Here is a 24,416-nt window from a genome sequence, read left to right as displayed (position 1 = left end):
GCTTTTACACAGTTCTTATAAATAACATTATATCATGGATAAGTGCTTCTTATTCAAGAATTAACCAAGAATTAACCGAATTAAAGAAGAAATGCCCATATCAACTACTGCGAAGAAAATCGCAAAGAACACAACTGTAGCAACAACAGTCGCTGTTGAGCGGAGTAATTCATCTTTTTTAGGCCAACTTACTTTTTTCATTTCGCGACCTACATCGCCGAAAAAGTTCGTTAAACGCATCTGCGGGACCTCCAGTGTATTATTTCAATTATTTATTTTGTTTCCTTGTGAACTGTATGCTGATTGCATGTTTTACAAAACTTTTTTATTTCAAGTCGCTCTATTGAGCTCGTATCTTTCATAGTAGAGTAGTTTCGATTTTTACACTCTTCACATGAGAGTACAACTTTTTTCCTCATTAGTTACACCAACCTTGTAACATTATGTCCCTAAAAATGTATCATACAATAAAAGACAATGTCAATGACATGCATTTTGTACTGTCTACAAAAGAAAACAGGTGATTTATTTTACACCTGTTGCACTTGTTATTTGTTATGAATTTAAAGTTGTACTTTCTCGCATTTCCATATATCGTTCCAATTTCCTCTTCACCCGCTGTAAAGCGTTATCAATAGATTTCACATGTCTGTTTAACTGTTCTGAAATCTCTTGATAAGAACGCCCATCTAGATATAAAGAAAGTACTTTTCTTTCTAAATCGCTTAATAATTCTGATATTTTTGATTCTATGTCTGTATATTCTTCTTGGCTAATAATCATCTCTTCAGGATCAGTTACCTTCGCTTCAGAAATAACATCCAATAATGTTCGATCAGATTCCTCATCGTAAATCGGCTTATCTAAAGACACATACGAATTTAAGGGAATATGTTTTTGCCTTGTTGCCGTTTTAATAGCGGTAATAATTTGTCGAGTGATACACAGTTCAGCAAATGCTTTGAATGAAGACAGCTTGTCCTCTTTATAATCACGAATTGCTTTAAACAATCCTATCATACCTTCTTGAACAATATCTTCTCGATCGGCACCCACTAAAAAGTAAGATCTTGATTTCGCGCGAACAAAGTTCTTATATTTGTGAATTAAATATTCTAGAGCGTCAGTATTACCTTTTCGAACTAACTCAACGATTGCCTCATCCTCTAAATCACGAAATGTAACGTCGCCTACACTTACGAAGCCTGCTTCCACCTTGATCCCTCCGACCGCTATTTATTTAGCAATATTATACAGTAAAAAGACAAAGAGCGTCAATGCTTCAACGCTCTCCTCTTCTTAATTTTTCTAATTTTTCTGTAATATCTTTACTAAATATCTTTCGCATGGCGGGTTGCTGTTCTTTCGTGTCTTTTGTACGCCTTCTTACTTGTTGCTCCATTGCCTGTACTTCCAACTCTAATTCACGCGCAGATTTCCGAAGGGCACCTTGCGCAAATATAACCCATTGTTCCGTGTAATCAGAAGTCGCAACATATATTCGTGTATTTATATTTCTAAGCTCTATCGCAAGCTGCTCTATCTTTTCGTCTGCAGTTTGATTCTTTCGTGTGAATATTACTTCCACACGAGATTGTTTCATCTTTTTTTCAATACCATGTACTGTATAGGCATCAAAGACTATCATCACTTTTGTACCTGTATAACCTTGATAATCCGCCATCTTATCAATAAGTGCATCTCTTGATGATTGTAAATCTACATCCCGCAGTTTCTTCAAATCTCCCCAAGCTCCGATAATGTTGTAACCGTCAACGATTAAAATATCGTTCATCTTTTATTTACCAATTTCGTGACGTTTACGATATACCTCATACATTAACAAACTTGCGGCTACGGAAGCATTTAAGGATGTAACTTTACCAACCATCGGTAGAGTGATTAGGAAATCACACTTTTCACCAATAATACGACTCATACCTTTTCCTTCACTACCAATTACTAACCCAATTGGCATTTTACCATCTAAATTACGGTAATCCGTTTTCCCTTTGGCATCTGTACCAGCAATCCAAAGTCCACGTTCTTTTAATTCATCAATTGTACGGGATAAGTTCGTTACGCGCGCAACAGGAATGTATTCAATCGCTCCTGTTGATGCTTTCGCAACTGACGCTGTAAGCCCCACAGCCCTTCTCTTTGGAATAATAATTCCATGAGCTCCTGTCGCATCAGCAGTACGCATAATAGAACCTAGGTTATGCGGATCTTCAATCTCATCTAAAATTAAGAAGAATGGATCTTCATTACGTTTTTCTGCCACTTTGAATAACTCTTCTAACTCCGCATACTGATATGCAGCTACTTGAGCAATTACACCTTGATGATTACCCTCAACTAATTGATCTAACTTTTTCTTTGGTGCATGTTGTAAAATAACCTTATTTTCTTTCGCTAACGCTAGTACAATCTGTACTTGTCCTTTGGCAGCACCTTCTGCGATCCAAATTTTATTTATATCTCTCCCTGATCGTAACGCCTCAATTACAGGGTTACGTCCGATAATATATTCACTACTCATGATGATGTGCCCCCTTCCTTTTCTTCTAAAACTGCAATAGCCTTATATACAATTTCGTCTAATCTTTCACGGTTATTTAATAAATGATGATAACCAATTAGCGCTTCAAAGGCTGTACTATGTCGATATGTTTGTACATCCGTATTTTTTGGAACTGTACCTGAATTTGCATTACGTCCTCTTCTTAATACCGCCTCTTCTTCCTCTGTCAAAAACGCCGTCTCTAATAAATGATAAACAACTTTCGCCTGTGCTTTTGCTGAAACAAAGCTTGTCCCTAATCGATGTAATTGATTAGGGCGAACTTTCCCTTTTTGAAGTAGGTGATAGCGGATATATTGTTCATATACCGCATCACCCATGTATGCTAACGCTAAGCTGTTTAATTGCTTTGCATCAATCATTCTTATCCTCTTTTCCATCTTGTACCTTGAGCGGTATCTTCTAAAATAATATTACGGTCTTTTAAGTCATCGCGAATTTGATCTGATAATGCAAAATCACGATTTTTACGAGCTTCAATGCGTTTTTGAATAAGTGCATCAATTTCTTCATCAAGCAACTCTTCTTGCGCTAATTCTAACCCTAAAATATCAAATAATGTTTCAAGTTGTTTTACGTATGCTTCAATTACCACTGTAGACGTATGTTCTTCCAGTAAATATTGATTCGCATGATTTGCCACATTATATAACTCAGTGATTGCATTAGCAGTGTTGAAGTCATCATTCATCGCTTCTTCAAATGCAGTCTGGAATTTTTCCAGTTCCGCTAACCATTTCTCATTATGGTCTGTTAAATCAGTACTACTTTCCATACGGTGTTTTAAGTTACCGTAAGCCGTCTTAATTCTTTCCAGTCCGTTATTTGTGCTTTGTAATAACTCTTCACTGAAATTAATTGGATGACGGTAATGTACCGATAGCATAAAGAATCTAATTAACTGCGGATTATATTGCTTAATGATATCGTGAACTAAAATAAAGTTCCCCAATGACTTAGACATCTTCTCATTATTAATATTAATATATCCATTGTGCATCCAGTAACGTGCAAATGTTTTTCCAGTTAACGCCTCAGACTGCGCAATTTCATTCTCATGATGAGGAAATGCTAAGTCTTGACCACCAGCATGAATATCGATTGTATCTCCTAAGTATTTACGTGCCATTGCCGAGCATTCAATATGCCAGCCTGGACGACCTTTCCCCCAAGGGCTTTCCCAGAAGATTTCTCCTTCTTTAGCATCTTTCCATAAAGCAAAATCAAGAGGGTCTTGTTTCTTTTCTCCTACTTCAATACGCGCACCGTGACGTAAGTCTGCGATTGGTTGATGCGATAATTTACCGTATCCTTCGAATTCCTTCGTTCTAAAGTACACATCACCTTCTGATTCATATGCATATCCTTTATTCACAAGTTCTTGAATAAATTCAATAATAATATCCATATTTTCCGTTACACGCGGATGAACTGTTGCGTGTTTGCAACCTAGTGCCGTTACATCCTCAAAGTACGCTTCAACGAAACGGTCAGCAATTGTCGGCACATCTTCACCTAATTCATTTGCTGCTTTAATTAATTTATCATCTACGTCAGTAAAGTTGGACACATACTGCACATCATACCCTTTATATTCTAAATAACGGCGTACCGTATCAAATACCATAGGTGGTCTTGCATTCCCAATGTGAATATAGTTATAAACTGTAGGTCCACACACATACATCTTTACCTTATTTTCTTCTAATGGAGTAAACTCTTCCTTTTGACGTGTTAACGTATTATAAATGTGAATAGTCATTTTTATCCTTCCTTTCTACCTTTACTTCAAGTTGTTTTTTCAATTTATCAAGTTCTACTTCCATGACCTTTAACTTATCAAAAATTGGGTCTGGAAGGTCAGAATGATTTAATTCTTGACCGATTTTTACTCCATTTTGAATAACGACTCGGCCAGGTATACCTACAACTGTAGAATGTGCAGGGACTTCTTTTAATACGACAGAACCTGCTCCAATTTTAGAATTCTCTCCAACTGTAATAGAACCTAGTACTTTAGCACCTGTTGCAATTAATACATTATCCTGAATTGTAGGGTGCCTCTTTCCCTTTTCTTTACCCGTACCACCTAATGTAACCCCTTGATAGATCGTTACATTATCACCAATTTCGCACGTTTCTCCAATTACAACCCCCATTCCATGGTCTATGAAAAAACGACGACCAATTGTTGCTCCTGGATGAATCTCAATGCCAGTAAAGAAACGACTAACTTGTGAGATCGAACGTGCAATAAAGAAGAAATTTTTTTTATAAAAAGCATGTGCAATTCGATGGGCCCAAACTGCATGTAATCCAGAGTAAGTCAAAATGACTTCGAAATAACTTCTTGCCGCTGGATCCTGTTCAAAAACGACTTCAATATCTTCCCGAAGCCTCTTAAACATCGACGTTCCCTCCCCTTTATGGGCTGCTTTTTCGAATGAACTAACTCCCTACTTATCTCCCTAAATCTTTATACACGTAGATAAAATTTATACTCATACCCAGTTTTACGGTATAAAAAAAGACGCCTCTGTCATATTGACAGAGACGCCTTATAAGCGCGGTTCCACTCTGTTTAGGCTAAAAAAGCCTCAAACTCATCTCTGATAACGGTGTACACCGCTTCTGCTTACTTTACGCCCTAAGACGTTTCGCAAAACAATTTACTGTTCAGCAGAAGACTCGAAGGGGCATTTCAAAAATCCGCTTATAAACCACTTCCAGCCTAAAGGTGGTTCTCTCTGTAAAAAGCCTGATTTTCTACTTCTCCTTCTCGTCGCTTTTCCTTATTAGGTTTTAAGTATACTTATTATATTTCTAAACCTAGAAAATGTTAACCAATTACTTTTTGAAGACGATTTAAAACTTTTTCTTTTCCAAGAAGTGCAATAGCATTCGGAAGCTCTGGACCATGTGTTTGACCAGTAGTTGCAACACGGATTGGCATAAATAAGTTTTTACCTTTATGACCTGTTTCCTTTTGAACTGCTTTAATAGCCGCCTTAATTGCTGCTGGTTCCATCGCTTCTAGTGCTTCTACTTGACCAGCAAATGCACGAAGTACTTCTGGTACTTGTTCACCTTTTAATACTTCTTGTCCTTCTTCTTCATAATCAACATGATCTTTGAAGAACATTTCAGAAAGCTCTACAATTTCAGCTCCAAAACTCATTTGTTCATGGTATAAAGCAATTACACCACGGATCCAATCTTGGTCTTGTTCACTTAAAGTTTCTCCCACACGTCCAGCTTTCACTAAATGCGGTAAACTTAACTCTACAACCGTATCTAAATCTTGCTTTTTCATATACTGGTTGTTCATCCATTTTAGTTTTTGAGAATCAAATAATGCAGGTGATTTTGATAAACGAGCTGCATCAAACATTTTGATAAACTCATCTTTAGAGAAGATTTCTTCTTCACCTACTGGTGACCAACCTAATAGCGCAATAAAGTTAAAGATTGCTTCTGGAAGATATCCAAGCTCTTTATATTGCTCAATAAATTGAATAATAGATTCATCACGCTTGCTTAATTTTTTACGACTTTCATTTACAATTAAAGTCATATGACCGAATTGTGGGATATCCCAACCGAAAGCTTCATAAATCATCATTTGTTTTGGCGTGTTTGAAATATGATCATCACCACGAAGTACATGTGTAATTTCCATTAAGTGATCATCTACTGCTACCGCAAAGTTATAAGTTGGGATTCCATCTTTTTTCACGATAACAAAATCACCAAAATCATTTGAATGGAATGCAACTTCGTCTTTTACGATGTCTTTGAATGTGTAATCACGATTAGCTGGTACACGGAAACGAATACTCGGAATACGTCCCTCAGCTTCAAATTCTTTCATTTGTTCTTCAGTTAAATCACGGTGGTTACCTGCATAACGAGGTGTTTCACCACGAGAAATTTGTCCTTCACGCTCTGCTTCTAGCTCTTCTTCTGTCATATAACATTTGTAAGCTAAACCACGCTCTAATAAATCTAGATATAATTTTTTATAAATATCTAAACGCTCTGTTTGACGATATGGTCCAAATTCACCGCCAACATCAACACCTTCATCCCAGTCCATACCGAGCCATTTTAAGTATTTTAATTGGCTTTCTTCTCCACCAGCCACGTTACGTTTTACATCAGTATCTTCAATACGAATAATAAACTTGCCATCTAAATGACGAGCAAATAAATAATTAAATAATGCCGTACGCGCATTTCCGATATGTAAGTGTCCTGTTGGACTTGGCGCATAGCGCACTCTCACTTGCTTTTCCATAATTGGTACACCTTCCATTCTTAATGTCTACACATTCTATAATTGTACAACAAAAAAATGTGATTATCCATCTTACGAATTAAAAACCATTATTTTTTCTGTAATAATACCACTGCTTGAGAAGCAATTCCTTCTTCCCTACCTGTAAATCCTAATTTTTCTGTTGTAGTTGCCTTTACATTAATGTTATCTATAGACGTTTCTAACAGTTCACTAATACGTTTACGCATACTTTCAATATGCGGTGCCATTTTTGGCTTTTGAGCAATAATTGTACAATCTAAATTCCCTAACTCGTAACCTTGTTCACGCACAAATTCCCAAACTTTTTGCAACAATACAGCTGAATCTGCATCTTTAAAAGCTGGGTCTGTATCAGGAAAATGCTTTCCGATATCTCCTGCTGCAATGGCACCTAAACATGCATCAGCAATCGTATGTAACAATACATCTGCATCTGAATGGCCGATTAATCCTTTCTCGTGTGGAATTGTAATTCCGCCAATAATTAACGGTCTACCTTCTGCAAATTCATGCACGTCAAAACCTTGTCCAATTCGAAACATTCTTTACATCCTCCTTGAGCTAAACCACTGAGCTTTATGACTCTATATTATATCGATATCCTTACAAAGAAAAGCCCGGCCATTGCCGAGCTTTCCTTTGTTATACACCATCACGGCTATTTTTTCAGAACATGAAGGAAACTTTCAGCAATTAGTAAATCCTCTGGAGTCGTCACTTTAATATTATAGTAACTCCCTTCTACTACACCTACTTGCTTTCCAATACGTTCCACGAGACTTGCATCATCTGTACCAAGAAAACAGCTCTGTTTTGCACTTCTATGAGCTTCTAGCAAAAGAGAAACAGAGAACCCTTGCGGTGTTTGTACAGCCTTAAGCTGAGATCGTTCTACCGTTTCGACAACAACACCTTGCTCTACCTTCTTAACTGTATCCTTTACTGGCACTGCACAAATGGAAGCTCCATATTTTTCTGCTGCTGTTAATACATCTTGAATCACTTTATTCGTTACGAATGGGCGCGCTCCGTCATGTACAAGAACGTATTCAACACCACTCGCATGCTGAATCGCGTTATATACACTATCTTGTCTTTCGGCTCCACCCTGAATAAATTGTACCTGTTTTTCAATCGGATACTTCTGCATTAATTCTTCAAAATACGGGCGTTCCTCTTCGTTAATTGCCATAACAATACTTTTGCACGCTTTATCTCTTTCAAAAGCACGTAATGTATGAACGATAATCGGTACTTCATTTATAAGTAAGAACAACTTATTTTTGCCAGCACCCATCCGCTTTCCTTGGCCGGCTGCCGGAATAATTAATGTATACATATTAATAATCCTCTACCTATAATGCTTTTTCTAATAATTTACGTTTTGCGAAAATCATACGACCAGCTGATGTTTGTAATACGCTAGTAACCAGTACATTAAGTTGCGAACCTACATACTCTCTACCATCTTCTACTACAATCATCGTACCATCATCTAAGTACGCAACACCTTGGTTTTGCTCTTTACCATCTTTCACAACATAAACATTTAATTCTTCGCCAGGGAGTACAACTGGTTTAATTGCATTAGCTAAATCATTAATGTTTAACACTGTTACTCCTTGTAATTCAGAAACTTTATTTAAGTTAAAATCATTCGTTACTACAGTTCCACCGGTGATTTTTGCTAACTTTACAAGTTTGCTATCCACCTCTTGGATATCCTCGAAATCGCCTTCATAAATTTCTACCGGAATCGGCATCTCTTTTTGAATACGATTTAAAATGTCTAGTCCTCTGCGACCACGATTACGCTTTAAAGCATCGGAAGAATCGGCAATATGCTGAAGCTCTTCTAATACGAATTGTGGAATCACAATTGTTCCTTCCAAAAACTTCGTTTGGCAAATGTCAGCAATACGTCCATCGATAATTACACTCGTATCGAGAATTTTCCAATGAGTCGTAGATTTTTCTGCTTCTGCCTCTTCGTTCTCGTTATTATTTTTCTTCTTACCTCCGCGTTGGGGTAATGTAAATAATCCTAGCAATTCATTCCTCTTTTTAAATCCTACTTGGAATCCTAAATATCCAAGTAAAAGAGTGAAGAACACTTGCAATACCGTACTAATAACCGGAATTGTAAATTCACGAATCGGTATTAAAATTAAATATGCAACAATAAGACCAGAGATCAATCCTAATGTACCAAATAAAACATCTGCTACAGGCGCCTTTACAAGAGCCTCTTCAATATGCTTAATAAGTTGAACAATATAATCTACAAGCCAAAATGTTGTTAAAAATAAAATAATTGCACCAATAATCGCACGAACATACGATCCTTCCAATAAAGGAACAGCACCGATGTCTAATACATTAATAACTTTTGGGATTAAGTAAATCCCTAACGCTCCCCCGATCACTAGAAAGAAGAGCTGTACGATCCGTTTTAACATCCAACCACCTCCTACTCATTATTAACCATTGTTTCGCTAATCAAAACGCCGAATGCAAAAGCGGACGTGTTTTTTTATAAATAGTTTTATTTACCAATATATCATATCATATACCAAAAATGTTCTAGTGTCGTTATATTATGGAATCAATGTAATATTCTTAATTGTGTCTACTCATATATAGATGCTCTTGAATTCTTTTTAGGCCTTCTCGTATTTTCTTCGCCCTTACTTCCCCAATTCCTTCCACATCATCCAATTCATGAATAGTCGCGCGACAAACTCCTTGCAACGTTTTGAATCGATTAATTAAATTTTCAATGATAAGTGGCGGAACACGAGAGATTTTGCTTGTAATTCGATATCCCCTTGGCGTCACACTTTCTTCTAAACTGGTTTGCCCTGGGTAACCAAGTAATTTAACTAAATCACTATCCTCTAAAAGTTGTGTATTTGCAAGGTCCTGTAACTTTTTCAAAATTTGATGATGGTCTTGTGTTTTCTCCTGATGGTAATCTTTAATTAACAATGCTGCCTCTGCTTCTAAATCAGCTAGTAATTCTGTAAGCTGTAAACGAATTAACCTACCTTCTGTTCCTAACTCATGAATATAGCTCAATATTTCATTTTTAATACGCAGTACCATTTCAACACTATGTAAAACGTGAACTACCTCAGACATTGTAACGACCTCTTCAAATTCTAGAATGCCCAAATTCGTAATACCATCATTCCATACAGCCTTATATTTTTCTAACGTTTGAATAGCTTGGTTTGCCTTTGTTAAAATAACCCCTATATCTTTTAGTGTATAACGTAAGTTCCCTTGATATAGCGTAATTACGTTACGTCTTTGTGAAATGGCCACAACAAGGCTGCCCGTCTGCTTCGCTACACGTTCTGCTGTTCGGTGACGCATACCGGTTTCAATAGAATCAATAGATGCCTCTGGAACTAACTGTGCATTCGCTATTAAAATTTTACTTCCCGTTTCATTTAAAATAAGTGCCCCGTCCATTTTTGCTAATTCATATAAACTAGCAGGAGAGAATGCACAATTAATGTGAAAACCACCATCCACAATACTTTTAATCTGCTCATTATATCCAAGAACAATTAGCCCCCCTGTTTGTGCGCGAAGTACATTATCTATCCCTTCACGCAGTGGTGTTCCTGGGGCCACGAGCTGTAAAATATTAATCATACTTTTGACACGTTGCTTATTTTCTTCCATAGCCTAGCCTCCTAATGTCAAACGAAGCGCTTCTCCTAAATTAGAAACACCTACAACCTCAATCCCATCCGGAATTGTCCATCCTCCTAAGTTTTTTCTAGGAATAATAACACGTTGAAATCCTAATTTAGCCGCTTCTTGTACACGTTGTTCGATTCTTGATACTCTTCTTATTTCTCCAGTTAATCCTACTTCTCCTATTACTGCATCAGTTGGTGCCGTAGATTTATCCCTAAAACTTGAGGCTATACTTAAAGCCACTGCTAAATCAATTGCCGGTTCGTCTAATTTCAAACCACCAGCTACTTTTAAATATGCATCTTGATTTTGCAATAGTAAACCTGTTCTTTTTTCTAATACTGCCATAATAAGCGAAACACGGTTATGATCAATTCCCGTCGCCATTCTTCGAGGATTTCCAAAACTAGTAGGGGAGATTAATGCTTGTATTTCTACTAAAACCGGTCTTGTTCCTTCCATTGAAGCAACTACTGTTGATCCTGCAACACCAACCGGCCTTTCCTCAAGGAAGATTTCAGAAGGATTTAAAACTTCCGCAAGACCAAGCTCTTTCATTTCAAAGATACCCATTTCATTCGTGGAACCAAAACGGTTCTTCACAGCCCGTAAAATACGATACGTATGGTGTCGATCTCCTTCAAAATAAAGAACTGCATCGACCATATGTTCTAACATACGAGGTCCTGCAATTGCTCCTTCTTTTGTCACATGCCCGACAATGAAAATAGGGATTCCTTTTGTTTTTGCAAGTTTCATTAATTCCGCTGTACATTCACGTACTTGTGCCACACTTCCTGGTGCTGACGTCACTTCAGGTAAATGTATCGTTTGAATAGAATCAATAACAACAAAAGCTGGATTCATCTCTTCAATATGTGCTGCAATACGCTGCAGGTCTGTCTCTGCTACAACAAATAGATTGCTACCCTTTACATGCAAACGATCTGCACGAAGTTTAATCTGTTTTGCCGACTCCTCACCCGATATGTATAATACATCATATGAAGAATCTGCTAATTGTGATGAAATCTGTAATAGTAATGTTGATTTTCCAATCCCAGGGTCTCCACCAATAAGCACTAAGGACCCATCTACAATTCCACCACCAAGCACACGATTAAACTCTTGAAATTCCGTTTCAATACGTGCCTCAGACTTTGTTTCTACTTCGGTAAGACGTCTTGGTTTTGTTACTTCCGTTTGAATTGCATTCGCGTAATTAAGGCGCCTAGATGATACAACTGGCTCCATTTCTTCAACAAGTGTATTCCATTGACCACATCCAGGACATTTACCCATATATTTTGGTGACTGATAACCACATTCTTGACATATAAATTTCGTTTTCTTTTTAGCCATACCTTTTTATAGTTCACTTCACTTTCGTCTATAAACGTTTATCCTTCTCGTACAAGAAAGAGGGCTATCGCGTAGCCCTCTTTGTTTGTCTATACTTATTTTACCTTTTCCGCACTATGAATGACAAATGATTCTCCTTCTACATCAAAGATAACTTTTTGTCCTTTCTCAATAGCACCTTTTAAAAGTTCTTCTGATAGTCTATCTTCTACATGTTTCTGAATTGCTCTGCGAAGTGGACGAGCGCCATACTCACGATCAAATCCTTTATCTGCAATAGCTGAAATTGCCCCTTCCGTTAAGTGCAATTCGATTTCTTGTTCTTTTAAGCGATTAACTAACTGATTTACCATAAGAGTTACAATCTCTTGAATATGTTTTTTCTCAAGCATATGGAATACGATAATTTCATCAATACGGTTTAAGAATTCTGGACGAAATGCCTTTTTCAGCTCATCCATTACTTTACCTTTCATATCCGAATAATCACGGCTTTCATCTTGTACATTAAATCCAAGATGTTTGTTACGTTTTAACGCCTCGGCACCAACGTTAGACGTCATAATAACAATCGTATTACGGAAATCAACTGTACGTCCTTTAGAATCTGTTAAACGACCATCTTCTAATACTTGTAGTAAAATATTAAACACATCCGGATGAGCTTTCTCTACCTCATCTAATAAGACAACTGAATATGGCTTGCGACGAACTTTCTCTGTTAATTGTCCACCTTCTTCATATCCAACATATCCTGGAGGAGAACCAACTAAACGGGAAGTAGAATGCTTCTCCATGTATTCTGACATATCGATGCGAATCATTGCATCTTCATCACCGAACATAGATTCTGCTAGTGCTCTTGCAAGTTCTGTTTTACCTACACCTGTTGGCCCTAAGAAAATAAATGAACCAATTGGGCGCTTCGGATCTTTTAATCCTGCTCTTGCACGACGAACAGCTTTTGCTACAGCTACTACTGCTTCATCTTGACCAATCAAACGATCATGGAGAATGGATTCTAAATTTAATAATTTATCAGTCTCTGTTTGTGCAAGTTTAGAAACTGGGATACGCGTCCATGTAGAAACGACATTTGCAATATCTTCTACCGTAACCTCTGAATTTTCTTTTCCTTGTTGCTCTTTCCATTGACGTTTTGTATCTTCTAACTTCTCACGTAAGCGTTGCTCCATATCACGTAAGGATGCAGCCTTTTCAAATTCTTGACTTTGTACAGCTGCATCTTTTTCTTTTCGAATCTCCTCAAGCTTCACTTCAAGCTCTTTTAAGTTTGGTGGTGTTGTATAAGAACGTAAGCGAACTTTTGAAGCAGCTTCATCAATTAAATCAATTGCTTTATCTGGTAAAAAGCGATCTGTAATATAACGATCTGAAAGTTTTACAGCTGCATCAATAGCGTCATCTGTAATAGATACACGGTGATGCGCCTCATAACGATCACGTAAACCTTTCAAGATTTGAATCGATTCTTCTAAACTTGGCTCATCAACATGAATTGGTTGAAAACGTCTTTCTAAAGCCGCGTCTTTTTCAATATATTTACGATACTCATCTAAAGTTGTTGCCCCAATACATTGTAACTCTCCTCGTGCTAAAGATGGTTTTAAAATATTCGATGCATCGATTGCACCTTCTGCTCCACCTGCACCAATTAATGTATGAAGCTCATCAATAAATAGAATAATATTGCCTGCTTGGCGAATTTCATCCATCACTTTCTTTAAACGATCTTCAAATTCACCGCGATATTTCGTTCCAGCTACCACTGTACCCATATCTAGTGTCATAACACGCTTATCTCTTAAAGTTTCAGGAACTTCATTATTTACAATTTGCTGTGCTAATCCTTCTGCAATTGCCGTTTTACCTACACCAGGCTCACCAATTAATACTGGGTTGTTTTTCGTTCTACGGCTTAATACCTCAATTACACGTTGAATTTCTTTACCACGTCCAATAACAGGGTCTAAGCGATTTTCACGCGCAACAACTGTTAAGTCCCTTGCTAAACTATCAAGTGTCGGTGTATTTGCATTTGATGCTGAACCACCTTGATGACCTGAACTAGCTTCATTACTTCCAAGAAGTTGTAAGACTTGTTGTCTTGCTTTATTTAGACTTACACCTAAATTATTTAAAACACGTGCGGCTACACCTTCACCTTCACGGATTAAACCGAGTAAAATGTGTTCTGTTCCAACGTAAGAATGGCCTAGCTTACGCGCTTCATCCATAGATAATTCAATAACCTTTTTAGCACGAGGTGTATAATGTACAGTTTGAGAAGCTTCTGTTCCACGCCCAATTAACGCCTCTACTTCTTTTTGAACTTTCTCTGGACTTAATCCAAGAGCAATTAATGCTTTTGCTGCAATTCCTTCACCTTCGCGTACAAGCCCAAGTAAAATATGTTCTGTTCCAATATTATTATGCCCAATACGAATTGCTTCCTCTTGAGATAAAGCTAATACTTTCTGTGCTCTTTCTGTAAATCTTCCAAACATCATAGAAATCGCCTCCTACTTGCGCTTAGTTTTTTTCAATACGTAATCGCTCACGGATTAAGGTTGCTCTTCGATAATCTCTTTCTTCTGGCCCTAAAGGTCCACCTGCGTATTGTTGTAAAATACCTGGTTGCGTAAGAACCATTAGCTCAGTCAAAATATTTCTCGATATACCTTTTATATATCCTAGATCAATACCAAGTCGTACATCCGATAAGCAATTGGCTGCTTCTGCAGATTGAATTAAACGACTGTTTGCTAGTATGCCGTAAGAACGATAAACCTTATCTTCAAGTTCAATACTTGAATTTTGTACAATTAATTCTCTAGCTATTTTTTCTTGCTGTATAATTTGTTGAATGACACTCTTTAAATCTGCAATAATATCTTCTTCAGACTTTCCTAGCGTCATTTGATTTGAAACTTGAAATATATTACCTAACGCTTCGCTACCTTCACCGTATATTCCTCTTACTACTAACCCTAATTTTTGAATTACTTGTATAATACGGCTAATTCTTTTTGTTAAAACCAGTCCCGGTAAATGAATCATCACAGAAGCTCTTAACCCTGTGCCAACATTAGTAGGACAACTTGTAATATATCCAAGTGACTCATCAAAAGCGTATTCAACTTCTTTCTCAATCCAATTATCTATTTGATTGGCGCTTTGAAGCGCCTCTGATAACTGTAATCCTGAAAATAGGCACTGAATCCGAATATGGTCTTCTTCATTAAGCATAACACTAATATGTTCACTTTCTGATAGTAGACATGCTCCATATTCTGTCCCTGCAAGATTTGGACTAATTAAATGCTTTTCGACTAAAACTCTCCTTTGAAGAGGGGTTAATTCATTCATCTTTAATAGTCCAAACTCCCCAAAGGACCCTACTGCTTTATTTATAAATTTCTTTTTGAATAATTCATGAATCTGTTTAGCTTCTTCTTCGTTTTGCATAGTGGAAAATTGATATTGTTTAAAATTACGAGCCAAACGAATTCGACTACTTAAAACAATATCAGAATCAGGGCCATCCCCCTTCATCCATGGACTAATTGCTTCGTTCATAATTTTGTCCAGTGACATAGAATTATTCCCCCTCCCTATGCTCACTAAGCTGTATTTCAAGACCTCGGATTTTATCCCTTACCTCTGCAGCTTTCTCAAATTCCTCTTTCTGTACGTATTGTTTCAGAATAAGTTTTAGTTCATCTAATTCTTTCTTTAAGTGGATATTTCCTTCTATACGTTCCGGAATTTTTCCACAATGTTCTGTATGCCCACCGTGAAGGCGTTTTAATAATGGCTTTAAATGCTCCTTAAATGTATCGTAACAAGAAGAACAGCCAAAACGTCCGACTTTTGTAAATTGTTCATATGTCATCTTACAATCTGGACACCTTACTATATCTGCATTTGAAAATCCATTTTTTCCTTCTTCAAACATTGTTGATTCACCGTGTAATAAACCAGCAAATAAATCATGAAATGAAAAGTTAGACTGCGATGATTGAAAGAAAGACGTATAGCCACTTTGCTCTGCACATTGCTCACAAAGATGAACTTCCGCCTTCTTCTCGTTAATTACTTTTGTATAATGTAAAGTTGCTGGTCTTATGTTACAGTTTTGACAAGTCATCACTATCCCCACCTTTACAACAGGAACGCTCTATCTCATGATACTTTTCATACATTACTAGATTGTTCGCTTTCCTGAATCCATTTAAATAAAAGTGCATGTTCTTTTTCAAAACTTCTACAATATTTAACTGCTTTATCTTAGTTATCAATCTTTTACAAAAGTTATATTTATTTATATTTCAGTGTTCTTAACATTGCGCATAATATTCGAGCCCTAAGTTCATCTCGAGAAGGAACATCCATTGATAATACAGAACGGTCTATTACACTTAACATCAGTTTCGCTTCACGATTTGTTATGATTCCCTCTTCTATTAAACGTATAATCATACTTTCTGCATTCCCTTGCGCAACGCTATGATCAATCATATGAAGCATTTGATCAATAATGTCTATATCATCATGCAGTTTGACTTTTATAATGCGAATGTAACCTCCTCCACCACGTTTACTTTCTACTACAAATCCTCTTTCTAACGTAAAACGGGTATTGATTACATAATTGATTTGAGATGGTACGCACTCGAATCGATCCGCAATCTCATTTCTCTTGATTTCAATCACATTATTATTACTTAAGTCAATAACTTGCTTTAGATATTGCTCAATGATATCAGATATATTTCTCATTTATCCGCCACCTTTATTGACTTTGACTATCTTTGACTTTAATTATATACGTATTAATAAAATTTGCAACTCTTTTGCTTATTCACTATCCTAGCCACATTCCCTTGTATTTAAACAAAATATGAATACTTTAAACACATTTTTTATTACTATGGATTATAAAATAAAACACGAAAAAACACGAGTCATTTGACTCGTGTTTTAGTTGCTTGGCGACGTCCTACTCTCACAGGGACAAGGTCCCAACTACCATCGGCGCTAGAGAGCTTAACTTCCGTGTTCGGTATGGGAACGGGTGTGACCTCTCTGCCATCATCACCAAACTATGAAGGCATATTCCTTCAAAACTAGATAACATTTGCTACATATTATATGGTTAAGTCCTCGATCTATTAGTATTCGTCAGCTCCACATGTCACCATGCTTCCACCTCGAACCTATCAACCTGATCATCTTTCAGGGATCTTACTAGCTTACGCTATGGGAAATCTCATCTTGAGGGGGGCTTCATGCTTAGATGCTTTCAGCACTTATCCCTTCCGCACATAGCTACCCAGCTATGCCCTTGGCAGAACAACTGGTACACCAGCGGTGCGTCCATCCCGGTCCTCTCGTACTAAGGACAGCTCCTCTCAAATTTCCTACGCCCACGACGGATAGGGACCGAACTGTCTCACGACGTTCTGAACCCAGCTCGCGTACCGCTTTAATGGGCGAACAGCCCAACCCTTGGGACCGACTACAGCCCCAGGATGCGATGAGCCGACATCGAGGTGCCAAACCTCCCCGTCGATGTGGACTCTTGGGGGAGATAAGCCTGTTATCCCCGGGGTAGCTTTTATCCGTTGAGCGATGGCCCTTCCATGCGGAACCACCGGATCACTAAGCCCGACTTTCGTCCCTGCTCGACTTGTAGGTCTCGCAGTCAAGCTCCCTTATGCCTTTGCACTCTACGAATGATTTCCAACCATTCTGAGGGAACCTTTGGGCGCCTCCGTTACACTTTAGGAGGCGACCGCCCCAGTCAAACTGCCCACCTGACACTGTCTCCCGGGTCGATAAGACCCGTAGGTTAGAATTTCAATACAGTCAGGGCGGTATCCCACCAGCGCCTCCACCGAAGCTAGCGCTCCGGTTTCAATGGCTCCCGCCTATCCTGTACAAACTGTACCAAAATTCAATATCAGGCTACAGTAAAGCTCCACGGGGTCTTTCCGTCCTGTCGCGGGTAACCTGCATCTTCACAGGTACTATAATTTCACCGAGTCTCTGGTTGAGACAGTGCCCAAATCGTTACACCTTTCGTGCGGGTCGGAACTTACCCGACAAGGAATTTCGCTACCTTAGGACCGTTATAGTTACGGCCGCCGTTTACTGGGGCTTCAGTTCAGAGCTTCGCTTACGCTAACCCCTCTCCTTAACCTTCCAGCACCGGGCAGGTGTCACCCCCTATACTTCGCCTTACGGCTTCGCAGAGAGCTGTGTTTTTGCTAAACAGTCGCTTGGGCCTATTCACTGCGGCTTTCCGTTAAGAAAGCACCCCTTCTCCCGAAGTTACGGGGTCATTTTGCCGAGTTCCTTAACCAGAGTTCTCTCGCACACCTTAGGATTCTCTCCTCGCCTACCTGTGTCGGTTTGCGGTACAGGCACCTTTTATCTCGCTAGAAGCTTTTCTTGGCAGCGGGGAATCAAAGACTTCGCTCCATAAGGAGCTTCCCCATCACAGCTCAGCCTTCACGATAAGCGGATTTGCCTACTTATCAGCCTAACTGCTTGGACGTGCACAACCAATCGCACGCTTCTTCTATCCTTCTGCGTCCCTCCATTGCTCAAACGATAAAGAGGTGGTACAGGAATATCAACCTGTTGTCCATCGCCTACGCCTGTCGGCCTCGGCTTAGGTCCTGACTAACCCTGAGCGGACGAGCCTTCCTCAGGAAACCTTAGGCATTCGGTGGACGGGATTCTCACCCGTCTTTCGCTACTCATACCGGCATTCTCACTTCTAAGCGCTCCACCAGTCCTTCCGGTCTGACTTCACTGCACTTAGAACGCTCCCCTACCACTGATACCATTGGTATCAATTCGCAGCTTCGGTGGTGTATTTAGCCCCGGTACATTTTCGGCGCAGAGTCACTCGACTAGTGAGCTATTACGCACTCTTTAAATGGTGGCTGCTTCTAAGCCAACATCCTAGTTGTCTAAGCAACTCCACATCCTTTTCCACTTAATACACACTTTGGGACCTTAGCTGGCGATCTGGGCTGTTTCCCTCTTGACTACGGATCTTATCACTCGCAGTCTGACTCCTAAGGATAAGTCATTGGCATTCGGAGTTTGACTGAATTCGGTAATCCGATGAGGACCCCTAGTTCAATCAGTGCTCTACCTCCAAGACTCTTACACTTAAGGCTAGCCCTAAAGCTATTTCGGGGAGAACCAGCTATCTCCAGGTTCGATTGGAATTTCTCCGCTACCCACACCTCATCCCCGCACTTTTCAACGTGCGTGGGTTCGGGCCTCCATTCAGTGTTACCTGAACTTCACCCTGGACATGGGTAGATCACCTGGTTTCGGGTCTACGACCACGTACTAAACGCCCTATTCAGACTCGCTTTCGCTGCGGCTCCGCCTCTTCAGCTTAACCTCGCACGGGATCGTAACTCGCCGGTTCATTCTACAAAAGGCACGCCATCACCCATTAACGGGCTCTGACTATTTGTAGGCACACGGTTTCAGGATCTCTTTCACTCCCCTTCCGGGGTGCTTTTCACCTTTCCCTCACGGTACTGGTTCACTATCGATCACTAGGGAGTATTTAGCCTTGGGAGATGGTCCTCCCAGATTCCGACGGAATTTCACGTGTTCCGCCGTACTCAGGATACATTCAAGAGAGAACGAAGTTTCGACTACGGGGTTGTTACCCTCTACGACGGACCTTTCCAGGTCGCTTCGTCTACCTCGTTCCTTTGTAACTCCGTATAGAATGTCCTACAACCCCAAGAGGCAAGCCTCTTGGTTTGGGCTATGTTCCGTTTCGCTCGCCGCTACTCAGGAAATCGCATTTGCTTTCTCTTCCTCCAGGTACTTAGATGTTTCAGTTCCCTGGGTCTGTCTTCCATACCCTATGTATTCAGGTAAGGATACCATACCATTACGTATAGTGGGTTTCCCCATTCGGAAATCTTCGGATCAAAGCTTACTTACAGCTCCCCGAAGCATATCGGCGTTAGTCCCGTCCTTCATCGACTCCTAGTGTCAAGGCATCCACCGTGCGCCCTTTCTAACTTAACCAAACTAAAAATTAAAAAATATGAGCTACACTGTTATCTAGTTTTCAAAGAACATACATTTATATATGAGAGATAGTTCTCTCAAAACTGAACAAAACGAAACACGGAAACTTATATTGATGAACAGCGTTCATCAATTCTCCATAGAAAGGAGGTGATCCAGCCGCACCTTCCGATACGGCTACCTTGTTACGACTTCACCCCAATCATCTGTCCCACCTTAGGCGGCTGGCTCCAAAAAGGTTACCCCACCGACTTCGGGTGTTACAAACTCTCGTGGTGTGACGGGCGGTGTGTACAAGGCCCGGGAACGTATTCACCGCGGCATGCTGATCCGCGATTACTAGCGATTCCAGCTTCATGTAGGCGAGTTGCAGCCTACAATCCGAACTGAGAACGGTTTTATGAGATTAGCTCCACCTCGCGGTCTTGCAGCTCTTTGTACCGTCCATTGTAGCACGTGTGTAGCCCAGGTCATAAGGGGCATGATGATTTGACGTCATCCCCACCTTCCTCCGGTTTGTCACCGGCAGTCACCTTAGAGTGCCCAACTTAATGATGGCAACTAAGATCAAGGGTTGCGCTCGTTGCGGGACTTAACCCAACATCTCACGACACGAGCTGACGACAACCATGCACCACCTGTCACTCTGCTCCCGAAGGAGAAGCCCTATCTCTAGGGTTTTCAGAGGATGTCAAGACCTGGTAAGGTTCTTCGCGTTGCTTCGAATTAAACCACATGCTCCACCGCTTGTGCGGGCCCCCGTCAATTCCTTTGAGTTTCAGCCTTGCGGCCGTACTCCCCAGGCGGAGTGCTTAATGCGTTAACTTCAGCACTAAAGGGCGGAAACCCTCTAACACTTAGCACTCATCGTTTACGGCGTGGACTACCAGGGTATCTAATCCTGTTTGCTCCCCACGCTTTCGCGCCTCAGTGTCAGTTACAGACCAGAAAGTCGCCTTCGCCACTGGTGTTCCTCCATATCTCTACGCATTTCACCGCTACACATGGAATTCCACTTTCCTCTTCTGCACTCAAGTCTCCCAGTTTCCAATGACCCTCCACGGTTGAGCCGTGGGCTTTCACATCAGACTTAAGAAACCACCTGCGCGCGCTTTACGCCCAATAATTCCGGATAACGCTTGCCACCTACGTATTACCGCGGCTGCTGGCACGTAGTTAGCCGTGGCTTTCTGGTTAGGTACCGTCAAGGTGCCAGCTTATTCAACTAGCACTTGTTCTTCCCTAACAACAGAGTTTTACGACCCGAAAGCCTTCATCACTCACGCGGCGTTGCTCCGTCAGACTTTCGTCCATTGCGGAAGATTCCCTACTGCTGCCTCCCGTAGGAGTCTGGGCCGTGTCTCAGTCCCAGTGTGGCCGATCACCCTCTCAGGTCGGCTACGCATCGTTGCCTTGGTGAGCCGTTACCTCACCAACTAGCTAATGCGACGCGGGTCCATCCATAAGTGACAGCCGAAGCCGCCTTTCAATTTCGAACCATGCAGTTCAAAATGTTATCCGGTATTAGCCCCGGTTTCCCGGAGTTATCCCAGTCTTATGGGCAGGTTACCCACGTGTTACTCACCCGTCCGCCGCTAACTTCTTGAGAGCAAGCTCTCAATCCATTCGCTCGACTTGCATGTATTAGGCACGCCGCCAGCGTTCATCCTGAGCCAGGATCAAACTCTCCAATAAAGTTAGTTTGTCTAGCATCTAAAAAATAAAAATTGACGTTTCACGTTGTTTGTTTCGTTCAGTTTTCAAAGAACTAATGGTGGAGCCTAGCGGGATCGAACCGCTGACCTCCTGCGTGCAAGGCAGGCGCTCTCCCAGCTGAGCTAAGGCCCCAAACAAGTATCGGGAAGACAGGATTTGAACCTGCGACCCCCTGGTCCCAAACCAGGTGCTCTACCAAGCTGAGCCACTTCCCGAAAGAAAACGCGCCCGAGAGGAGTCGAACCCCTAACCTCTTGATCCGTAGTCAAACGCTCTATCCAATTGAGCTACGGGCGCATATGGTGCCGAGGGCGGGGGTCGAACCCGCACGGTGGTCACCCACCGCAGGATTTTAAGTCCTGTGCGTCTGCCTGTTCCGCCACCCCGGCATGTCATATTGAAAATTGGAGCGGAAGACGGGATTCGAACCCGCGACCCCAACCTTGGCAAGGTTGTATTCTACCACTGAACTACTTCCGCAAGACATGTTTGAGATATTTTATTAAAAGTGCGGGTGAAGGGAGTCGAACCCCCACGCCAAAGGCGCTAGATCCTAAGTCTAGTGCGTCTGCCAATTCCGCCACACCCGCATATTTCATTAAAATGGTGAGCCATGAAGGATTCGAACCTTCGACCCTCTGATTAAAAGTCAGATGCTCTACCAACTGAGCTAATGGCTCTCAAAATTAAAACTGGTGCCGACTAGAGGACTTGAACCCCCAACCTACTGATTACAAGTCAGTTGCTCTACCAATTGAGCTAAGTCGGCTAAATGGTGGAGGATGACGGGATCGAACCGCCGACCCCCTGCTTGTAAGGCAGGTGCTCTCCCAGCTGAGCTAATCCTCCGTTTGCCTGGCAACGTCCTACTCTCACAGGGACAAGGTCCCAACTACCATCGGCGCTAGAGAGCTTAACTTCCGTGTTCGGTATGGGAACGGGTGTGACCTCTCTGCCATCATTACCAGACTGTATTCATTTAAGACAAGAATTATTGTAACTCATTTAACTTCTAAAGTCAACAAGTTTTTTTATATTCTTTCAAAACTAGATAACATTGCTTCATATTATATGGTTAAGTCCTCGATCTATTAGTATTCGTCAGCTCCACATGTCACCATGCTTCCACCTCGAACCTATCAACCTGATCATCTTTCAGGGATCTTACTAGCTTACGCTATGGGAAATCTCATCTTGAGGGGGGCTTCATGCTTAGATGCTTTCAGCACTTATCCCTTCCGCACATAGCTACCCAGCTATGCCCTTGGCAGAACAACTGGTACACCAGCGGTGCGTCCATCCCGGTCCTCTCGTACTAAGGACAGCTCCTCTCAAATTTCCTACGCCCACGACGGATAGGGACCGAACTGTCTCACGACGTTCTGAACCCAGCTCGCGTACCGCTTTAATGGGCGAACAGCCCAACCCTTGGGACCGACTACAGCCCCAGGATGCGATGAGCCGACATCGAGGTGCCAAACCTCCCCGTCGATGTGGACTCTTGGGGGAGATAAGCCTGTTATCCCCGGGGTAGCTTTTATCCGTTGAGCGATGGCCCTTCCATGCGGAACCACCGGATCACTAAGCCCGACTTTCGTCCCTGCTCGACTTGTAGGTCTCGCAGTCAAGCTCCCTTATGCCTTTGCACTCTACGAATGATTTCCAACCATTCTGAGGGAACCTTTGGGCGCCTCCGTTACACTTTAGGAGGCGACCGCCCCAGTCAAACTGCCCACCTGACACTGTCTCCCGGGTCGATAAGACCCGTAGGTTAGAATTTCAATACAGTCAGGGCGGTATCCCACCAGCGCCTCCACCGAAGCTAGCGCTCCGGTTTCAATGGCTCCCGCCTATCCTGTACAAACTGTACCAAAATTCAATATCAGGCTACAGTAAAGCTCCACGGGGTCTTTCCGTCCTGTCGCGGGTAACCTGCATCTTCACAGGTACTATAATTTCACCGAGTCTCTGGTTGAGACAGTGCCCAAATCGTTACACCTTTCGTGCGGGTCGGAACTTACCCGACAAGGAATTTCGCTACCTTAGGACCGTTATAGTTACGGCCGCCGTTTACTGGGGCTTCAGTTCAGAGCTTCGCTTACGCTAACCCCTCTCCTTAACCTTCCAGCACCGGGCAGGTGTCACCCCCTATACTTCGCCTTACGGCTTCGCAGAGAGCTGTGTTTTTGCTAAACAGTCGCTTGGGCCTATTCACTGCGGCTTTCCGTTAAGAAAGCACCCCTTCTCCCGAAGTTACGGGGTCATTTTGCCGAGTTCCTTAACCAGAGTTCTCTCGCACACCTTAGGATTCTCTCCTCGCCTACCTGTGTCGGTTTGCGGTACAGGCACCTTTTATCTCGCTAGAAGCTTTTCTTGGCAGCGGGGAATCAAAGACTTCGCTCCATAAGGAGCTTCCCCATCACAGCTCAGCCTTCACGATAAGCGGATTTGCCTACTTATCAGCCTAACTGCTTGGACGTGCACAACCAATCGCACGCTTCTTCTATCCTTCTGCGTCCCTCCATTGCTCAAACGATAAAGAGGTGGTACAGGAATATCAACCTGTTGTCCATCGCCTACGCCTGTCGGCCTCGGCTTAGGTCCTGACTAACCCTGAGCGGA

The 24,416-nt window shown here is 41.3% G+C and carries 18 protein-coding genes, 9 tRNA genes, 5 rRNA genes and 1 other annotated feature (1 of these 33 cut by a window edge); all 32 genes read right to left on the bottom strand.

The genetic code is table 11. The features are described from left to right. Positions 1 to 60 precede the first annotated feature (60 nt). A complete protein-coding gene (gene secE / locus MHH27_RS00595; RefSeq protein ID WP_001241323.1) occupies positions 61 to 240 on the bottom strand; it encodes a preprotein translocase subunit SecE in 180 nt (59 codons plus the stop codon). A gap of 32 nt (positions 241 to 272) precedes the next feature. Then, positions 273 to 419, bottom strand: a complete 147-nt coding sequence (gene rpmG / locus MHH27_RS00590) for a 50S ribosomal protein L33 (protein WP_014481927.1) — start codon at positions 417 to 419, stop codon at positions 273 to 275. A 136-nt stretch (positions 420 to 555) separates the two neighbouring features. Continuing rightward, the gene (locus MHH27_RS00585; protein ID WP_000387198.1) at positions 556 to 1,215 is read right to left on the bottom strand and encodes an RNA polymerase sporulation sigma factor SigH; all 660 of its coding nucleotides are present in this window, start codon (positions 1,213 to 1,215) and stop codon (positions 556 to 558) included. Positions 1,216 to 1,282: 67 nt separating this feature from the next. Continuing rightward, a complete protein-coding gene (locus tag MHH27_RS00580; RefSeq protein ID WP_000997887.1) occupies positions 1,283 to 1,795 on the bottom strand; it encodes an NYN domain-containing protein in 513 nt (170 codons plus the stop codon). A 3-nt stretch (positions 1,796 to 1,798) separates the two neighbouring features. Then, positions 1,799 to 2,542 (bottom strand): 23S rRNA (guanosine(2251)-2'-O)-methyltransferase RlmB, encoded by a 744-nt coding sequence (gene rlmB / locus MHH27_RS00575; protein WP_000093765.1) that lies wholly within the window; start codon positions 2,540 to 2,542, stop codon positions 1,799 to 1,801. Then, positions 2,539 to 2,946, bottom strand: a complete 408-nt coding sequence (locus MHH27_RS00570; protein ID WP_000564261.1) for a Mini-ribonuclease 3 — start codon at positions 2,944 to 2,946, stop codon at positions 2,539 to 2,541. The genes rlmB and MHH27_RS00570 overlap by 4 nt, the downstream gene beginning before the upstream one ends. A gap of 2 nt (positions 2,947 to 2,948) precedes the next feature. After that, a complete protein-coding gene (gene cysS, locus MHH27_RS00565; protein WP_000152272.1) occupies positions 2,949 to 4,346 on the bottom strand; it encodes a cysteine--tRNA ligase in 1,398 nt (465 codons plus the stop codon). Next, entirely contained in the window at positions 4,327 to 4,992 is a 666-nt protein-coding gene (gene cysE / locus MHH27_RS00560; RefSeq protein WP_090978618.1) for a serine O-acetyltransferase, read from the bottom strand. Before cysE ends, cysS begins: the two co-directional genes overlap by 20 nt. A 138-nt stretch (positions 4,993 to 5,130) precedes the next feature. After that, positions 5,131 to 5,376, bottom strand: a binding site (T-box leader). Between the two features lie 47 nt (positions 5,377 to 5,423). Then, positions 5,424 to 6,881, bottom strand: a complete 1,458-nt coding sequence (gene gltX, locus MHH27_RS00555; RefSeq protein WP_000415150.1) for a glutamate--tRNA ligase — start codon at positions 6,879 to 6,881, stop codon at positions 5,424 to 5,426. An 89-nt stretch (positions 6,882 to 6,970) separates the two neighbouring features. After that, positions 6,971 to 7,447 carry a 2-C-methyl-D-erythritol 2,4-cyclodiphosphate synthase gene (gene ispF / locus MHH27_RS00550; RefSeq protein WP_000488386.1) on the bottom strand — a complete coding sequence of 159 codons (477 nt, stop codon included), beginning with the start codon at positions 7,445 to 7,447 and terminating at the stop codon, positions 6,971 to 6,973. A gap of 116 nt (positions 7,448 to 7,563) precedes the next feature. After that, on the bottom strand, positions 7,564 to 8,244 hold the full coding sequence (ispD, locus tag MHH27_RS00545) for a 2-C-methyl-D-erythritol 4-phosphate cytidylyltransferase (protein ID WP_053565450.1): 681 nt from the start codon (positions 8,242 to 8,244) through the stop codon (positions 7,564 to 7,566). Positions 8,245 to 8,260: 16 nt separating this feature from the next. Further along, positions 8,261 to 9,364: a PIN/TRAM domain-containing protein gene (locus MHH27_RS00540; RefSeq protein WP_000919679.1), complete on the bottom strand. Its 1,104-nt coding sequence runs from the start codon at positions 9,362 to 9,364 to the stop codon at positions 8,261 to 8,263. A 160-nt stretch (positions 9,365 to 9,524) separates the two neighbouring features. Next, on the bottom strand, positions 9,525 to 10,598 hold the full coding sequence (gene disA, locus MHH27_RS00535; RefSeq protein WP_000392164.1) for a DNA integrity scanning diadenylate cyclase DisA: 1,074 nt from the start codon (positions 10,596 to 10,598) through the stop codon (positions 9,525 to 9,527). Between the two features lie 3 nt (positions 10,599 to 10,601). Then, a complete protein-coding gene (radA, locus tag MHH27_RS00530; protein WP_001085199.1) occupies positions 10,602 to 11,978 on the bottom strand; it encodes a DNA repair protein RadA in 1,377 nt (458 codons plus the stop codon). Between the two features lie 95 nt (positions 11,979 to 12,073). Continuing rightward, the gene (clpC, locus tag MHH27_RS00525; protein ID WP_000971170.1) at positions 12,074 to 14,509 is read right to left on the bottom strand and encodes an ATP-dependent protease ATP-binding subunit ClpC; all 2,436 of its coding nucleotides are present in this window, start codon (positions 14,507 to 14,509) and stop codon (positions 12,074 to 12,076) included. Between the two features lie 22 nt (positions 14,510 to 14,531). After that, a complete protein-coding gene (locus MHH27_RS00520; protein WP_000050836.1) occupies positions 14,532 to 15,596 on the bottom strand; it encodes a protein arginine kinase in 1,065 nt (354 codons plus the stop codon). A 4-nt stretch (positions 15,597 to 15,600) separates the two neighbouring features. Beyond that, positions 15,601 to 16,149, bottom strand: a complete 549-nt coding sequence (locus tag MHH27_RS00515; RefSeq protein WP_000128385.1) for a UvrB/UvrC motif-containing protein — start codon at positions 16,147 to 16,149, stop codon at positions 15,601 to 15,603. Between the two features lie 170 nt (positions 16,150 to 16,319). Continuing rightward, entirely contained in the window at positions 16,320 to 16,781 is a 462-nt protein-coding gene (gene ctsR / locus MHH27_RS00510) for a transcriptional regulator CtsR (protein WP_001244560.1), read from the bottom strand. A 207-nt stretch (positions 16,782 to 16,988) separates the two neighbouring features. Continuing rightward, positions 16,989 to 17,104: ribosomal RNA gene (gene rrf / locus MHH27_RS00505) — 5S ribosomal RNA — on the bottom strand. Between the two features lie 49 nt (positions 17,105 to 17,153). Next, a 23S ribosomal RNA gene (locus tag MHH27_RS00500) occupies positions 17,154 to 20,075 on the bottom strand. A 146-nt stretch (positions 20,076 to 20,221) separates the two neighbouring features. Next, positions 20,222 to 21,773, bottom strand: a 16S ribosomal RNA gene (locus tag MHH27_RS00495). A gap of 77 nt (positions 21,774 to 21,850) precedes the next feature. Next, positions 21,851 to 21,926 (bottom strand) — tRNA-Ala (locus tag MHH27_RS00490). Positions 21,927 to 21,935: 9 nt separating this feature from the next. Beyond that, positions 21,936 to 22,009 (bottom strand) — tRNA-Pro (locus MHH27_RS00485). A gap of 8 nt (positions 22,010 to 22,017) precedes the next feature. Then, positions 22,018 to 22,091: transfer RNA gene (locus MHH27_RS00480), tRNA-Arg, on the bottom strand. Positions 22,092 to 22,094: 3 nt separating this feature from the next. Continuing rightward, a tRNA-Leu gene (locus MHH27_RS00475) sits at positions 22,095 to 22,183 on the bottom strand. Between the two features lie 16 nt (positions 22,184 to 22,199). Continuing rightward, positions 22,200 to 22,274 (bottom strand) — tRNA-Gly (locus tag MHH27_RS00470). A 29-nt stretch (positions 22,275 to 22,303) separates the two neighbouring features. After that, positions 22,304 to 22,384: transfer RNA gene (locus MHH27_RS00465), tRNA-Leu, on the bottom strand. 14 nt (positions 22,385 to 22,398) lie between these two features. Next, positions 22,399 to 22,474, bottom strand: a tRNA-Lys gene (locus MHH27_RS00460). A gap of 13 nt (positions 22,475 to 22,487) precedes the next feature. Next, positions 22,488 to 22,563 (bottom strand) — tRNA-Thr (locus tag MHH27_RS00455). 4 nt (positions 22,564 to 22,567) lie between these two features. After that, positions 22,568 to 22,643, bottom strand: a tRNA-Val gene (locus MHH27_RS00450). A 4-nt stretch (positions 22,644 to 22,647) separates the two neighbouring features. After that, positions 22,648 to 22,763, bottom strand: a 5S ribosomal RNA gene (gene rrf / locus MHH27_RS00445). Positions 22,764 to 22,865: 102 nt separating this feature from the next. Further along, positions 22,866 to 24,416, bottom strand: a 23S ribosomal RNA gene (locus MHH27_RS00440) (it continues 1,371 nt past the right edge of the window). Together the 16S, 23S and 5S rRNA genes with 9 tRNA genes alongside form the textbook arrangement of a ribosomal RNA operon.

This window comes from Bacillus sp. FSL L8-0152 (genome assembly GCF_038006365.1).
GTDB classification, from domain to species: Bacteria; Bacillota; Bacilli; order Bacillales; family Bacillaceae_G; genus Bacillus_A; species Bacillus_A cereus.
Note: the sequence above shows the minus strand (reverse complement) of the source record. Positions and strands in the feature narration are given on the sequence as shown.